General features: G+C 66.8%; 29 protein-coding genes and 1 pseudogene. 29 read left to right on the top strand and 1 reads right to left on the bottom strand.

What is annotated here, in order from left to right:
• The 28 genes and pseudogenes from IG78_RS47160 to IG78_RS50410 all read left to right on the top strand — a co-directional run.
• Nucleotides 1-227: transposase (locus tag IG78_RS47160; RefSeq protein ID WP_157856045.1), on the top strand; the 227-nt coding region annotated here is incomplete at its 5' end.
• Nucleotides 228-394: 167 nt separating this feature from the next.
• Nucleotides 395-559 carry a hypothetical protein gene (locus IG78_RS49905; RefSeq protein WP_157856044.1) on the top strand — a complete coding sequence of 55 codons (165 nt, stop codon included), beginning with the start codon at nucleotides 395-397 and terminating at the stop codon, nucleotides 557-559.
• A 96-nt stretch (nucleotides 560-655) separates the two neighbouring features.
• Nucleotides 656-862, top strand: a complete 207-nt coding sequence (locus IG78_RS0139770) for a hypothetical protein (RefSeq protein ID WP_030574204.1) — start codon at nucleotides 656-658, stop codon at nucleotides 860-862.
• A gap of 2 nt (nucleotides 863-864) precedes the next feature.
• A complete protein-coding gene (locus tag IG78_RS0139765) occupies nucleotides 865-1,239 on the top strand; it encodes a hypothetical protein (RefSeq protein WP_030574202.1) in 375 nt (124 codons plus the stop codon).
• Nucleotides 1,236-1,403, top strand: a complete 168-nt coding sequence (locus IG78_RS49900) for a hypothetical protein (protein ID WP_157856043.1) — start codon at nucleotides 1,236-1,238, stop codon at nucleotides 1,401-1,403. The genes IG78_RS0139765 and IG78_RS49900 overlap by 4 nt, the downstream gene beginning before the upstream one ends.
• A gap of 207 nt (nucleotides 1,404-1,610) precedes the next feature.
• Nucleotides 1,611-1,754, top strand: coding sequence for a hypothetical protein (locus tag IG78_RS49895; protein WP_157856042.1), 144 nt, complete (start codon nucleotides 1,611-1,613; stop codon nucleotides 1,752-1,754).
• A gap of 25 nt (nucleotides 1,755-1,779) precedes the next feature.
• A complete protein-coding gene (locus IG78_RS47155; protein ID WP_157856041.1) occupies nucleotides 1,780-2,040 on the top strand; it encodes a transposase in 261 nt (86 codons plus the stop codon).
• Complete coding sequence (locus IG78_RS0139750) at nucleotides 1,992-3,053, top strand: hypothetical protein (RefSeq protein ID WP_169749749.1); 1,062 nt, start codon at nucleotides 1,992-1,994, stop codon at nucleotides 3,051-3,053. The genes IG78_RS47155 and IG78_RS0139750 overlap by 49 nt, the downstream gene beginning before the upstream one ends.
• Before the next feature lie 387 nt (nucleotides 3,054-3,440).
• Nucleotides 3,441-3,722, top strand: a complete 282-nt coding sequence (locus tag IG78_RS0139740; RefSeq protein ID WP_030574192.1) for a hypothetical protein — start codon at nucleotides 3,441-3,443, stop codon at nucleotides 3,720-3,722.
• Nucleotides 3,719-4,048 (top strand): hypothetical protein, encoded by a 330-nt coding sequence (locus tag IG78_RS0139735; RefSeq protein WP_051853515.1) that lies wholly within the window; start codon nucleotides 3,719-3,721, stop codon nucleotides 4,046-4,048. Before IG78_RS0139740 ends, IG78_RS0139735 begins: the two co-directional genes overlap by 4 nt.
• Nucleotides 4,045-4,188, top strand: coding sequence for a hypothetical protein (locus IG78_RS49890; protein ID WP_157856040.1), 144 nt, complete (start codon nucleotides 4,045-4,047; stop codon nucleotides 4,186-4,188). The genes IG78_RS0139735 and IG78_RS49890 overlap by 4 nt, the downstream gene beginning before the upstream one ends.
• A gap of 306 nt (nucleotides 4,189-4,494) precedes the next feature.
• Complete coding sequence (locus IG78_RS0139720) at nucleotides 4,495-4,863, top strand: hypothetical protein (protein ID WP_051853514.1); 369 nt, start codon at nucleotides 4,495-4,497, stop codon at nucleotides 4,861-4,863.
• A 98-nt stretch (nucleotides 4,864-4,961) separates the two neighbouring features.
• Complete coding sequence (locus IG78_RS0139715) at nucleotides 4,962-5,306, top strand: hypothetical protein (protein WP_030574181.1); 345 nt, start codon at nucleotides 4,962-4,964, stop codon at nucleotides 5,304-5,306.
• A 95-nt stretch (nucleotides 5,307-5,401) separates the two neighbouring features.
• On the top strand, nucleotides 5,402-5,770 hold the full coding sequence (locus tag IG78_RS0139710) for a hypothetical protein (RefSeq protein ID WP_030574178.1): 369 nt from the start codon (nucleotides 5,402-5,404) through the stop codon (nucleotides 5,768-5,770).
• Between the two features lie 223 nt (nucleotides 5,771-5,993).
• On the top strand, nucleotides 5,994-6,161 hold the full coding sequence (locus IG78_RS49885; RefSeq protein WP_157856039.1) for a hypothetical protein: 168 nt from the start codon (nucleotides 5,994-5,996) through the stop codon (nucleotides 6,159-6,161).
• 120 nt (nucleotides 6,162-6,281) lie between these two features.
• The gene (locus IG78_RS0139705; protein WP_030574175.1) at nucleotides 6,282-6,773 is read left to right on the top strand and encodes a single-stranded DNA-binding protein; all 492 of its coding nucleotides are present in this window, start codon (nucleotides 6,282-6,284) and stop codon (nucleotides 6,771-6,773) included.
• 86 nt (nucleotides 6,774-6,859) lie between these two features.
• The gene (locus tag IG78_RS52350; protein WP_263972744.1) at nucleotides 6,860-6,982 is read left to right on the top strand and encodes a hypothetical protein; all 123 of its coding nucleotides are present in this window, start codon (nucleotides 6,860-6,862) and stop codon (nucleotides 6,980-6,982) included.
• A gap of 203 nt (nucleotides 6,983-7,185) precedes the next feature.
• The gene (locus tag IG78_RS0139695; protein WP_030574172.1) at nucleotides 7,186-7,422 is read left to right on the top strand and encodes a hypothetical protein; all 237 of its coding nucleotides are present in this window, start codon (nucleotides 7,186-7,188) and stop codon (nucleotides 7,420-7,422) included.
• A gap of 94 nt (nucleotides 7,423-7,516) precedes the next feature.
• Nucleotides 7,517-7,819 carry a hypothetical protein gene (locus IG78_RS0139690; RefSeq protein WP_030574169.1) on the top strand — a complete coding sequence of 101 codons (303 nt, stop codon included), beginning with the start codon at nucleotides 7,517-7,519 and terminating at the stop codon, nucleotides 7,817-7,819.
• Nucleotides 7,820-8,294: 475 nt separating this feature from the next.
• Nucleotides 8,295-8,423: a hypothetical protein gene (locus tag IG78_RS52345; RefSeq protein ID WP_263972743.1), complete on the top strand. Its 129-nt coding sequence runs from the start codon at nucleotides 8,295-8,297 to the stop codon at nucleotides 8,421-8,423.
• A gap of 81 nt (nucleotides 8,424-8,504) precedes the next feature.
• Nucleotides 8,505-8,936, top strand: coding sequence for a hypothetical protein (locus IG78_RS0139680; RefSeq protein WP_030574166.1), 432 nt, complete (start codon nucleotides 8,505-8,507; stop codon nucleotides 8,934-8,936).
• An 18-nt stretch (nucleotides 8,937-8,954) separates the two neighbouring features.
• Nucleotides 8,955-9,353, top strand: coding sequence for a hypothetical protein (locus IG78_RS0139675; RefSeq protein WP_030574164.1), 399 nt, complete (start codon nucleotides 8,955-8,957; stop codon nucleotides 9,351-9,353).
• Nucleotides 9,350-9,493, top strand: a complete 144-nt coding sequence (locus IG78_RS52960; protein WP_157856038.1) for a hypothetical protein — start codon at nucleotides 9,350-9,352, stop codon at nucleotides 9,491-9,493. Before IG78_RS0139675 ends, IG78_RS52960 begins: the two co-directional genes overlap by 4 nt.
• Nucleotides 9,490-9,609, top strand: a complete 120-nt coding sequence (locus IG78_RS52955; protein WP_107055116.1) for a DUF3039 domain-containing protein — start codon at nucleotides 9,490-9,492, stop codon at nucleotides 9,607-9,609. Before IG78_RS52960 ends, IG78_RS52955 begins: the two co-directional genes overlap by 4 nt.
• Before the next feature lie 4 nt (nucleotides 9,610-9,613).
• The gene (locus IG78_RS0139665) at nucleotides 9,614-9,868 is read left to right on the top strand and encodes a hypothetical protein (protein WP_030574161.1); all 255 of its coding nucleotides are present in this window, start codon (nucleotides 9,614-9,616) and stop codon (nucleotides 9,866-9,868) included.
• A 56-nt stretch (nucleotides 9,869-9,924) separates the two neighbouring features.
• Complete coding sequence (locus tag IG78_RS0139660; RefSeq protein ID WP_030574158.1) at nucleotides 9,925-10,449, top strand: hypothetical protein; 525 nt, start codon at nucleotides 9,925-9,927, stop codon at nucleotides 10,447-10,449.
• A gap of 108 nt (nucleotides 10,450-10,557) precedes the next feature.
• Nucleotides 10,558-10,692 (top strand): annotated as a pseudogene (locus IG78_RS52950) (Panacea domain-containing protein); the annotation flags it as partial.
• 145 nt (nucleotides 10,693-10,837) lie between these two features.
• On the top strand, nucleotides 10,838-11,392 hold the full coding sequence (locus IG78_RS50410) for a hypothetical protein (RefSeq protein WP_030574155.1): 555 nt from the start codon (nucleotides 10,838-10,840) through the stop codon (nucleotides 11,390-11,392).
• A 128-nt stretch (nucleotides 11,393-11,520) separates the two neighbouring features.
• Here the strand turns inward: IG78_RS50410 and IG78_RS49875 are convergent, their stop codons facing one another.
• Nucleotides 11,521-11,775 carry a hypothetical protein gene (locus tag IG78_RS49875; RefSeq protein WP_157856037.1) on the bottom strand — a complete coding sequence of 85 codons (255 nt, stop codon included), beginning with the start codon at nucleotides 11,773-11,775 and terminating at the stop codon, nucleotides 11,521-11,523.
• On the opposite strand from IG78_RS49875, the gene IG78_RS0139650 reads away from it, so the two are divergent.
• Nucleotides 11,762-12,322 (top strand): hypothetical protein, encoded by a 561-nt coding sequence (locus IG78_RS0139650; RefSeq protein WP_051853512.1) that lies wholly within the window; start codon nucleotides 11,762-11,764, stop codon nucleotides 12,320-12,322. The two genes, IG78_RS49875 and IG78_RS0139650, sit on opposite strands and share 14 nt — an antisense overlap.
• Nucleotides 12,323-12,492 lie beyond the last annotated feature (170 nt).

Below are 12,492 nucleotides of genomic sequence, written 5' to 3'. Positions count from 1 at the left end.
GATGGCTCTGGGGCAAACACATCGGCGTCCATATCGCACGCAAGGGCATCGAATCCAGCGAACGATTGGGACGTCGCAGGTGGGTCATCGAGCGAACCTTGTCCTGGCTGACTGGCTATCGCCGCCTCAGCCCCCGCTACGAACGCCAACCCGCCAATTACCTGGCCTTCCTCGGCCTCGCAGCCGCCCTCTGCTGTTACAAGCGGTTACTCTGCCTCACCACATAGGACAACGTCTTAACGACGCACGCGTGCCTGCCAACAAGGACGCCACCTGAACATCCCGGTCGCTTCCGAGGCGCCCCCGAGGGGGCGTACGCGGTGGCCGCCCGGCCACCCCGTCCTCGTTCCCGGATGGAACCCCGGAGCGACATCAGGAGCCCGTCATCGACGGCATGAACTGGCGCAGGCGCGGCCCCGGGCTGCCCAACCGCTACAAGTACAGCGTCGGGATGATCAAGACCGACCAGACCACCAGCGACCTCGGCTACGTGGTCGACACCAACATGAGCGAGTCGAAGTGGACCGCCCACTGCTACACCGACGACAACTCCCAGTAGTGGACCGCGAACGGGGATGGCAACCCCCGCAACGTCCTCGCCAAGCTGGAGGTCGCCGACGGCAAGGACTATGCAGCACTCCACGCCATCGACCCGGTGCGCTCCACCTTCGCTCAGCTCGCCGCGATCGAGTGGGACCTCACCTCCGTCGCCGCCGGTAACCACTGGGACTCCCGCACCTTGGCCGGCGAGATCCGCGGCTACAACGAGTTCTACCAGCGAGGGCACGCCGCTGTGCAGCGCAAGGTCGAAGCGTGGCTCACCCGCTACTCCGCCGCCCACAACTACCTTAAGGAGAGCTAAACATGAACATTCCCGTTTTCCGCAGCCGCTACGGCGGCTCGATGCAGTGGCGCGACGGCAGACAGCACCTCGCGGACCCGGCCGTCAACCACGGCTACCACCACATCGTCGCCTGCCACATCCTGCTGGGCTCGCACGCCTACTACATCATCGACCGCTGCGCTGAGGCGAAAACCGCCGGTGCTCCGAAGGACGTCTTCTCCTTCGACACCATCGACCGCTTCCAGCCGACCGAGCGCAAGAGCTGGAAGCACTGGGGCGCATTCCGCGGCACCGACCAGGTCTGCGAAATCGTCGAGAACATCGTCGCCGACCTGAGCCGCCACACCAAGGTGCTCGCCACGCACCGCGCCGCCATGAACGGAGCCGGCCGATGAGCCCGATCGAGCTGCGCACACTGATCCATACCGCGCTGGACAAGAAGGCCGGTACACAGTACGGCGACATCCTCACCGTCGAACCGATCCCGCCCGTGCCCGGCGAGCCTGTGCGCCTGCGGGTGCAGCACCGGACCCGATGGGCGCGATCCGCACCCACCTGATCCAGATCAGCGAAGAGAGCTGACGCTGCCTGCTTCCGTCGCCCCCGGCCCGGTGTGGTCGGGGGACTCCGACGCCTACAATGCCGAGCTTGCCCGGGTGCTGGCTGCCACCGGTGTCACCGTCGTGGACGTAACCGTCCGGACCTTAAGACGCGGCGGCTGAAGGGCAAGTCCGACGCGATCGACGCCTACGCCGCCGCGACGGCCGTGCTGTCCGGCCGGCACACCGACACACCGAAGAGCCGGGACGGCGTGGTCGACGCCCAGATCGGTCTGCCGGTCAAGCAGGCGGCCCCCACGCTGCTGGAGCTGTTCAGCGTCGGCCCCGAGACAGTCGGCCAGCCTGCTTGACTCGGCCGGGGACGACCCCGAACACGTGGGGTCCAAGGGGGCGTTCGCGCACCTCGCCGGTGTCGCTCGGATCCCGGCCTCGTCCGGCCGCACCCATCGTCACCGCCTCAACCGCGACGGCGACCGGGCCGCGAACAACGCGCTGCACGTGATCGTGCTGGTCCGGATGCGCTTCGACGAACGCACCCGCGCCTACGCCAACACCGCACAAAGGGAGGGCTGTCCAAGAAGGACATCATGCGCTGCCTCAAGCGAATCGTCGCCCGCGAGGTCCACCGCGCCCTGACCAGCACACCGGCCACGCACATCACTCAAAACGCCTCGCTCCAGCTGCTTGACAGCTCTAGGAGCATTCCGAGAACGGAAAACCCGATGAGCACCAAGCTGTATGACGGGCTGCGACTGACCGTACACGCGCCCGGCCTCTTCGAACTCACCTGCGTGATCTCCAAGCGCATGCGCGAGGTCTTCCGCGAGCTGGCTGTACCCATCATCGCCAGGAACGTCGCCCGCGTCGTCGACGACGCCGAGATACGCGAACGCGGCATGGGCGGCCCCCTGCACAACTACCTCGTTTACCGGGCCCGGAAGCTCTGGCTCGACGAGCAGGCCGGAGTTGATGACCGCATGACGTTCCACGATCCGCTGCACTTCAGTATCGTCTTCGGCCAGATCGACGACGACTACGGCATGCGCCGGCTGGCGTACCCCTTCGCTGGGAACCGCGCGTACACCGAAGCGCTCATGGCTCTCGAAGCCGACGGCCGGCCCTTCTTCGTCGACTACCACTACCAGAACCAGGCTGACCGACCGAAGGACATCCGGAAGGACGAGTGGAAGCGCCGTCGCGACGACTGGAACCGTCTGCTCGATGCTGACGACCGCGAGACGGACGGCACCTTAGGGCATCTCCCCGGCTGGCAGCTCCCGGACAGCATCGAGAGCGTCTTCAACGCGGTGTTGCTCGGATACAAGGACACCACTATCGATCTGAACGCGCACTGCACCATCGAGCACCGCATGCGCCGGGCACTCAACCGGGCGGTGACCCTCGACCTGGACCTCGACGAGGTCAACGGCATCAGCAGAGTGCTGACCCGCAACAGGCGTATCGAGCGCGCGGTCGAGCTCTACCTGGACACCGCCGCCGGAGCAGCGATGGTCCGACCTGAACCGTTGCCGGACGCCCGAGACCTCGACATCGCAGTCAGCGAGCTGCCGCCGGTCTATGGGCCTCCATCTGAAGCCGTTGCCCGGATCAGCGAGCTCTATCGCGAGCAGGCGCTGGCTGGTGACTGATCTGGATCGACGCAGTCGATCCGGAAGTAGATCTGCAGAGGCATAGGCATCCCCTTCGCCCACGGGTGCGATCGCTTCGTGGGCCCTGCGGCAGGTCAGGTCGAGACCGAGCGCCTCGCCGACAACTTCGCGGCCAACGCCGGAATGCACGGCGCGAACCCCGACCCTGGCGCCGTCCGGAGCATGACCCGCCAGGGCGCACGCAAGCGCTGGCCCCACCCGGTCAGCACCGAGGCTGTGAACCCATCCCGGTGGTGAACCGCCATCGCCGCGAACCGCAAGGTCCAGGAGGCACCGAGGACCTCCCGCACGACACGAGCGAAGAGGCCGCTGCCGCCGCTTCTTCCTCGCCGCCAACACCACCACGACGGACGGAGACACCACGTGATGCTCGCGATCGGCGCGCTGCTCGGCTGCGCCTCCACTCTGCTCGCCCTCGCCATGAGGCGCCGCCTGACCCGCACGCCGCACTGTGGGTGGTGCGCGACCGCCTCGAACTGGCCCACCTCCCAGCATGACGCCCTGCTCTGCCGCGGCTACGTCCAGGACCGCCGCCGCGAACGGCTGCGCGACATCAGGCATGGCCACCCCGTCGAGGAGCCGAACCCGTGGGGCGAGGCGTACCTGCTCGACGAAGAGATCGCCCAGCGAACGGGAGCCGACGCATGAGCACCGAGACCACCACGGCCGCCGCCGACTTCGCCCAGGCGCTCGCCGAGCTGGCCAACGGATACCCGACCGACCCGGAGGGCACAGCGCCCGTGATCGTCACAGTCACCGACCCGGTGACCGGCGAGCAGCACCCGGTCCCGATCGAGCCCGGCCAGCTCGACTGGGTGACCGCCCTGGTACGGGGCGAGCTGGACACCCTCCGCGCCGCCCACTCCGACGGCACCGGCTACTGCGGGCACTGCCGCGGCACCGGCCTCGCGGGTGGACCCGGCGGCGCCGCCCTGCTCGCCGAGCTGCCCGCCGACGACGGGAGCCGCCCGTGACGTCCGTCACTCCGCCGCCGTGCCCGGACTGCTCGACCGTGACGGAGCGGATCGAGGTCGAGGACGAGGCGGTCTGGCACTGCACGGCCCCCGACTGCACCCGCCGCACCTACGGCACCGGCGACGAGAACGACGACTAGGGCCTCCCCTCCTACAGCGAGACCGACGAGCACGACCAGCCGAACCCGTCGACCACACCACAACGACACGGAGAATCCCATGAACGCCTGGATCAAGCGCCTCGCCCGCACCGTCTGGGACTGCACCCGCTGTGGCAAGACCCGTAACTCCGACGACGCCAGCAACTGCGGCGGCTGCGGCCGGCCCTGGTAGCCCCACCCGCCCGGACCGTCCCGGCGAAACGAGACCGCCATGAACAAGCCTGTCCTCGCCTTATCGCTCATGCTTCAGGCCCACGGGGCATGCAAAAGCGGAGGAGGCATCAGATGATCGCGCCCATCGGCGTCCACAATCCACATCACGAGAAGAGAGAGACCACCATGGCTGAGTCCACAACCATCGTGAAGCACGACGTCACCGTCGACTTCGGCTGCATCAAGCTGACCGGAGCGCTCGTGCACGACGACGAGAACCGTGTGCTGGAACTTGAACTCGACGAGGGTCCTGAGCCCATCTCGATCAGCCTGCAGGGTTACGGTCTCATGCCCGAGGCCGGGAACGTCTTCATCAAGGACTGGTCCGAGCACTCTGGCCTGACGGCTCGCCTGGCGCAAGCAGGTCTGGTGACGCCCGTGCACGCGCTCACCGTCGGGCCTTACCGCTCGACGGCCTACGAAGTGCAGGTGACGCTGTAAGGACTCCCACCCCTGAGTTCCTCGGGCCGTTCCTCGTAGGGGCCCTCATCACCGTCCGACGTCCTGGTCCGGCTGGACCACCACCGAAGGAGTGCACTGTGGCCCGCTACCGCAACAGGCCGAACGTGATGCTCGCCGCGCCGATCGTCACCCTACCCACCGCGATCACCCGTCACATGTGCGCCGACCTCCTTGGCCGGCCGGATCCTGCCTGGCACCCCCTGGCCCACCTCGTCACCGCCCAGCTCTTCCCCGGCAGCCCGCGCCACACCCTGACCCTGCCTCCGAGCGAGCTCAATGAGCTGCTGGGCGTCCTGCTGGAGATCTCCATCGATTTCTCCAGCGGCACGCTCTCGGCCGAGACGTGCGGCTTCACCCAGGCCGACCTCCACGAAGCCATCGACGTTCATCAGCACCACTTCGGCCCGCTCCTGGGCCACTGACCACCTGCGGCCCATCGGCTGCTCCATGTACGGCCTTGCCGCGCCCGGCCCCATGCCGGCAGGACACGACCACCACCGCAACCGGAGGACTCTGTATGGACCTGTGTCAGCTTGGCGCGCCGGCCGATCCGGGCTTCCGGCTCGATCTCGAGGGCCGGGCCCGTTTCCTACACGAGGGCTTCACCGTCGAGGTCCAGGTGCGCCGTGCTACGCCCGAGGACGTCCAGGACTACTGCGAGCACGGGTACGACCCCGACTATGTCGTGATGGAAGGCACCGTGACGCTTTGCGGCGTCGACGTGGCCACGGTCGGCGCCCTCGCGAACGAGCGTGACGCCGACAGCATGAGGGAGGCCCTGGCAAGGATCCTTGCCGAGGTCGTCGACGACGTCCGCCGCACCGTCGCACGCCTGAGCGTCCGCGTGCAGGAGGCCAACCGCAAGCACCGCGCCAAGCAGGTGTAACCCCTCACGGCCGGGGAGGACCCGGCCGTTCCGCCACAGCCTCCCGTGTCTTTCGCCCTGATCCGCCGGCTCGGTGTCGTGCCGTCCGCCATGCCTCGTCTTCGCAATGGCTCTGGTGTTCTGGTTCATCACCGCAACGCTCCGCGGGGTCAAGATCGCGGATCTCCGATACGTACCGGCTTGCCTCAGTTGCAAGAGTGGCGACACCGCTAGAGCAGACCAAGTGAAGGCCGAGCTGGGGGACATCACGCCGGGGGTCTGGTCGGGAGTGGCCGGTAAATCAGCGAAGAACACGAGTCTGATCGGCGAAGCCGATTCGGGACTCGGAATGACAAAGCATTCGATCAGCACAGCTGATTCGGAAGAAGCACTGGAAGAGGACATCATCTGATCAGCGAAGCTGATCCGGATGGTGGCATGACAGACAACTGAACATCTCAACCACCCACCCAACTGCGCGCGGACGACGATGTCGATCCGGGCGCTGCGCTGTGTTCAAGGAGAATCCACCATGTCGAACCCGAACAGCACCGCATCCGTCATCGGCCGCCTGGCGAACGACCCGAAGGTCTTCGAGAACAAGGACGGCTCCAAGAAGGTCATGCTCACCGCCTTCGTCGACCGCGGCTACACCGACCGTCAGGGCAACCGCATCTCCGACGCACTGCCCTTCGAGGCCTTCGTCCGTGCCGAGACGCAGGGCACCGGGCCGTTCGCCCACGTGCACAAGGGTGACCTGGTGGGCCTCAGCTATGAGCCCCGCCTGAACCACTACACCAAGAACGGTGCCGAGGTCTTCGAGGTCAAGCTCGAGATCCAGAACATCTCCTTCCTGGAGTCCCGCGCGATCACCCAGGCCCGCCTGACCGAGCGCGTGACCAAGGCCGAGGCCCAGAACCAGAACCTGCAGGCCCAGGCTCCCGCCCCGGTCGCGGCTGCCGCTCCGGCCGTCGCGCACGCCAGCGCCGTGCAGGACGAGCAGCTGCCCTTTCAGACCGCTTGACGATCTATAAAACTTCACCCCTCCCGGCAGGCCTGGTCGAGTTCACAGAACGGACCCCGTCGCCCTCACCACACGAAGGAGCACACATGCCCAAGTCCCGAGTCCGTATCAACCTCATCGGCAAGACCCCCAAGCCGCTGGACAAGACCGCCGAGACCAAGCCGCAGTCCCGCGTCCGGATCAACCTCACCGGCAAGCGAGACAAGTAACCCACCCCGCGGGCCTGGTCGATGTCGACAACGGCCCAGCTTCTCACTCCAAGTCCTCGATCGGTGCCCCCGGCCCGCCTTCTCGGCACCAATGCTGCTGGCTAGTTCGAGGGTCTGCGTGGCGTTGGCCGTCAAGACCACAACCAGGTGGTCCTGACGGCCGACGTTGTCGGACGCGACACCCACGAACAGGAGTAGTCACCGTGATCCCACCCGACGGCCCACACGTTCCCCGTCCCCACGCCCGGCTCCCGCAGGGGCAAGGCCGGCACCTGCTGAACGCCGGCTACCTCAGCTTCATCGTCTTCGGCATAGCCGCCCTGACGCTTACGGATTGGGCGCGCAGCGCCGACGAGTGGATCTGGCTGCCCGCGGCCGTGCCCGTGACCTTCGTAATCATCGGAGCAGCAGTCCAGAGCCGAGACGAACAGGCTGATTGACAGCCTGGCCTCATCGGGGGCTGCCCCAGGTCCGCCGGGGCGCCGCCCTCCCCCCGGGCAGCACCCACCCAACTCGCTTGGATAGGAGAACACGTTGAGCAGCACCACCCCGACCGTTCCCGCTCGCCGCTCCCACCAGCGGCCCGTAAACTCCGAGATCGCCGCCCTGGACCTGGGCAGCGTCGGTGGCGTCCGCGAGGCCATCGACCTCTTCGCCCGCAGGATGCTGGAGGTCGCCGCGATCGGGCACGACCGCGACCAGCGCACCCACGCCGCGACCGTCCAGGCCCTCAACGCGCTGCTGCTGGACATGCTCAACACCCGCTGTCCCGTCTGCCGGGGCAAGGGAACGCTTGACCACGCCGCGTGCCCCAACACTGCCGCCCACCGCTCGTAAACCAGCCCCCTCCGGGGGCGCCCGTTGGCGTGGCCTGCTCTTCGACGCCCTCAACCGGATCTGACCCCACTGGCGGCCAAACCTCCACTGTTTCTGAGCCATCAGCACAGCTGGTCCGGACAGTCGACGGCGGACCATCACGACTTCTGCACGGAGCGGTTCGAATCCGCAGCGCGCCGACTGATCCTCGGCGTGCGCCAGTGGGCACACCGTGCAGACCGACCGCGGAACAGGTTCGATTCCTGAGCGCTGCAGATGATCCCTGCCGCACGTCCCTAGAGATCTCCGCGGATCCGGCTTCCCCAGCACCCCGGTGCGCCCTCTGCCTTCGGGCAGCAGTGGCGCCGGGGTGCTGTGTTTTTTGTCCCTCGTGGCTCGCCTCGCTCGTCCCGTGAAGGCAGTGAGCACAGGGGATCAGCGGAGCTGATCCGGATCTGGCTTCGAGGAACACCATCGTCACGTCAGGAGCCAAGCCATGGACTGCCCGAACTGCGCCGACGACATGGAGTCGAACGCCTACGGCGTCCGCGCTAGCAAGAAGGTCAAGAAGGTCAAGAAGGTTACGCACACGTGCTCCGAGTGCGGCTACAGCGAGGCGCGCTGAGCAGCGGCTTCTTCGCCCTGGCCTTCCTCCGCCTCCTCTTCTTCTCCTCTTTCTACTGCGATCTCGAAGGAAGCCACTCCGATGAACACGCTCCAGACCATGCCCGGCTTGCCCATCATCCTCATCGTCTTCGCCGCCGCCCTCGCGACGATGGGATTCGCCTTCCTCCTGCCGGACCTGATCGGACGGAAGCCGAAGGTCAAGGATTACGGCAGCAGGACCGAGCAGAGCATCCGTCACCCCGTCGGCAGCTATGTCCTTCTCGCCGAGGCCAGCGGATACCTCGAGTACGAGTTCGGCGCGGTCCCCGGCAGCATCGGCATCGTCGTCCGGTATTCCCTGAACGGCATCGACGACACCGGAGTGTTCGTCCACTGGCTGACGAAGCCGGAAGACCTCGTGCACCAGGACCTCGCCGCCCTGGAGGCCGCACGCATCTACGGCGTGCGCTGCGAGCTCGACGAGCTCGCCTTCTTCGAACCTATGCCGACGGCCCCCCAGCACAAGCACTGACCAAGGAGCACCGACATCATGAGTTTCCTCAGCCGCATCGGCTTCATCGAGACCGCAGAGCAGGAGCAGGCCCGGCTGGCCCAGGCCCCCGAGGGTTCGATCAACCACTACCTGTCCCCCCTGCCCGTGACCATCGAAGGCTGGCCCAAGGACCTGGTCGTTGAGCTGCCCTGGCAGCAGCCGCGCACCGATCAGTCGCACCGCGTCGTCGTGGTGCCGATCGAGTTCCGCAAGGATCTCCTGCCCGAGGGCGTCGAGGAGGAGCCGCTGCCGCGCAAGCGCCACTCCGGCTCCTGGATGTGCGCCGTGGTGTACTCCGACCACCCGAGCTACCCGGTCGGTGGCTACCGCATCGTCGTCCCGGCCGCCGAGCTGGCCCGCGGCCGGAGGATCGACTTCGCCGAGCCCGCGGCATGAGCACGCCCCTCGACCGCCCCGGCACCAACACGGACAACGCCCTCTTCGACTCGATCGTTGAGAACGAGGAGCGTGTGAAGGACGACGGCGCTGGTGACCACAACCGCCTGAGCCACTACGTCAGCAAGGAACCTCCATGACGGGCGAGCCCGTCTTCGCCCTCTGCGGCAAAAAGTGGACCCCGTCGAAGAACCCGGAAAGGTACCCGGTCTGCCCGGAGTGCAAGGCGATCTGGGAGAGCCTCGAGGAGGCGTAGCACCATGACCATCAGCGAAGAGCAGAAGATCGACGCCGTCCACCGGCTGGGCGTGATGTCCGAGCGGCACCCCGAGCTGAAGCGCCGCGTGGCGGACGCCCGGCTCGAACTCGCTGCTGTCATTCTCGCCATGGACGCCGTCGACGAGCGCATCCAGGCGGGGGAGAAGATCCACTCCCTCCGGGAGCAGGCCGCCGTCGAACAGGCGAAGAACGCCCATGCTCAGGCCTTGGCGGACCTCCTGCGAGGCGAGCACTGAGCCGCACTGGCTCGTTCCCCGCAACCATCACCGAGCCCCACAGAGGAGGCCCCATCATGCCCGATGCACCCAAATACACGCCCCGCAGCGTCTACACGCTGGAACCGCACGCTGATCTTGTGACTGCCGAGAACGGATACATTGCGATCGAGGCCATCGCCGAGCGCGTCTACGGCAAGCCGTACAGCTCACTGCGCGGCTGTCAGCGGGACGACGAGCACATCCCCAATGACAGCGTGAAGCTGTACGAACTTACCTCCAACGAAGACTACGAGGAGGCACTCGACCAGTTCGATGACGAGAGGGTGTACTTGGGCTGGGACTCCGGTATCGGTGAGGTCGTCTACAAGACTGGCATGACCGAGCTGGACTACTGGCTGAGTATCCGCGTCGCTGACGAGAACACACCAGCCACCGTCGAGGCGAACCCGCCCGAAACGCAAGACCTCGAGAACGCCGTGTTCAAGAGCCGATTCTTCGCCGATCGCGCCTTCTCACCGTCGCTGAACCTGATCCTCGCCGATCTGATCCGCCGCGGCGAACTGCCGCGCGGCAACTACCTGTTCAGGCACTGGTGGTGATCGAAACAAAATGAGGGTTGAACCATCGCTCAGTCTCAGACATCCGTCATCGACGTCGCCGAGTACATCCTGCAGAGGCACGCCGCGGCTGCGCCCGACTGGCCGGCGATGACCGCGACGAAGCTCCAGAAGCTCGTCTACTACTGCCAAGCCTGGCACCACGCCTCGGAGGGCAGAGCCCTCTTCCCGGAAGCGATCCAGGTCTGGGCCTCCGGGCCCGTCTGCACTGAGCTCTACGAGCTGCACCGGGGCTACTTCACCGTCCAGGCCGGCTTCTTCGCCAAACGGGTGCGCGTGCGCTGCGACGTCGAAACCAACCTGACCGCGCCTTCCGGGTGTCACCCCGCCCCCGAGCCGCCCAGCCCCCTCACAGAGACGAGTCGCAGACATGACGATCAACGAACCGTTTCAGCCGCTGACTGCAGACCAGCAAAGCCACATAACCGCGCGCTGCCGCAAGTTCATTTCCCTGAAGGCGAACCTGGAAGGGGTGCCGAACAAGCAGTACGTGGACATCTTCGGCAACCTGGCCAGGGCCGTCCTCGGCGCCCTCACCCAGGGTGTGGCCGACCTCGGCGGCAGCAACCCCTTCACCGTCACAGCCTTCATCGACGCTACTGACGAGCGACTCTCCGCAACGGTTGAGGGCGACGGTTCCCGGTTTTACGACGACACGGCCCCTACCCTCGTCGGCCAGGTGATCTTTGCTTCGCGGGCGGCGTATCACACGGCGGGGGTCGTGGCTCGCACCACGGAGCCTGACGGCAGCAAGGCCGTTCAGGCGTGGAAGCTCGTAGACGGGCACCCGCTGCCCCTCCCTGCGTCGATAGCTGCCCAGATGTGCGCAGTCGACGTGAGGACTGGCAAGCCCCAGGAGCCGCACCGGGACATTCGCTACACCGACGCCTTCGACATTGCGCCGCTGTTCCTGCGCCTTCCTTGATCCACAACCCTCCGCCCGGTGTGCCGGGTGGAGGGCGACCCAGCGTCGATCGCACGACGCCACCTGTGCGCCTGTCCCATCTGAACTGGAGGAGGAACCCGACAGGGCATCACGCCACCGTGCTGGCGTCAGGCCGATCCGACGCCGACGCCACGCATTGCGAGCACGAGGTGAAGACCTCGGGCCGGCCCCGCGACCCCGAGTCCGGCTGCACCCAGTTCCAGATCGTGTGCAGTGTGCACGGCACCGTCGGAAAGCCGCACTCCCTCAAGCTGTTCGCCGGCCCGGCGGCCGCCGCTCACCGCCAGGAGCACCGCGCCGCCCTCGCCATCCGCTGCCCCCGCACCCGATGCATGGGAGGACACGTAGATGACCACCTTCATGGACCGCTTCGCCGACCGCGTCACCGAGGTCACCACCGAACTCGCCAATCTGGACATGCCGCTCACCGTCCCGGCCAGCCCCTTCACCACCGACGAGTACGGCTGGATCGACTTCACACCGGAGATCGACCGCTCCAGACTCGCCTGGTGCACCGCCGTCCGGATGCTCACTAACCACCACCAGACGCCCCTTGCCCGGCAGATCCTCAGCGCCGACGCACTCCTGCGTGAGCTGGGAGTCCCCGGACTCGCCACCCTGCACCGCGACCTGGTCGGAGCCCCCATCGACTACCGATTCACGCCCTGCCCCTACTGCGACGGCATGGGCGAAGACCCCACACTCCCCACCTGCGAACAACTCGGCTGCCGAATCCCGGCGAACATCGCCGACCACCCCCACGGCTGCCCCGTCTGCCGGGGCGAGAGCTGCGAGCCCGACTACTACGCGGAACGGCAGATGGACGAGGCAGAGCAACTGTGGGCCGATGCACTCGCGGCCAAGACACCGCCCCGCCGCTCGTGGCGCACCCTGCTGCACCGCCGCTGAGGAGCCACCCCAGCCCGGCCCGGGGCGGCTGCCGGCTGGGCGGACTGTCAGGCATGGCTTGCCGCCGACCACTTAGAACTCCTATCGCAATGACTTCAGGCGCCGCCAGCAGATGAGTGCGCATGCGAGGGTGAGGAAGGCTTCGTGGATGTCGTCGCGGATTTCCCAGC

This window comes from Streptomyces aureocirculatus, assembly GCF_000720475.1.
Classification (GTDB): Bacteria; Actinomycetota; Actinomycetes; order Streptomycetales; family Streptomycetaceae; genus Streptomyces; species Streptomyces aureocirculatus.
The sequence above is the reverse complement of the archived record's forward strand: the minus strand, read 5'-3'. Positions and strand labels throughout refer to the sequence as shown.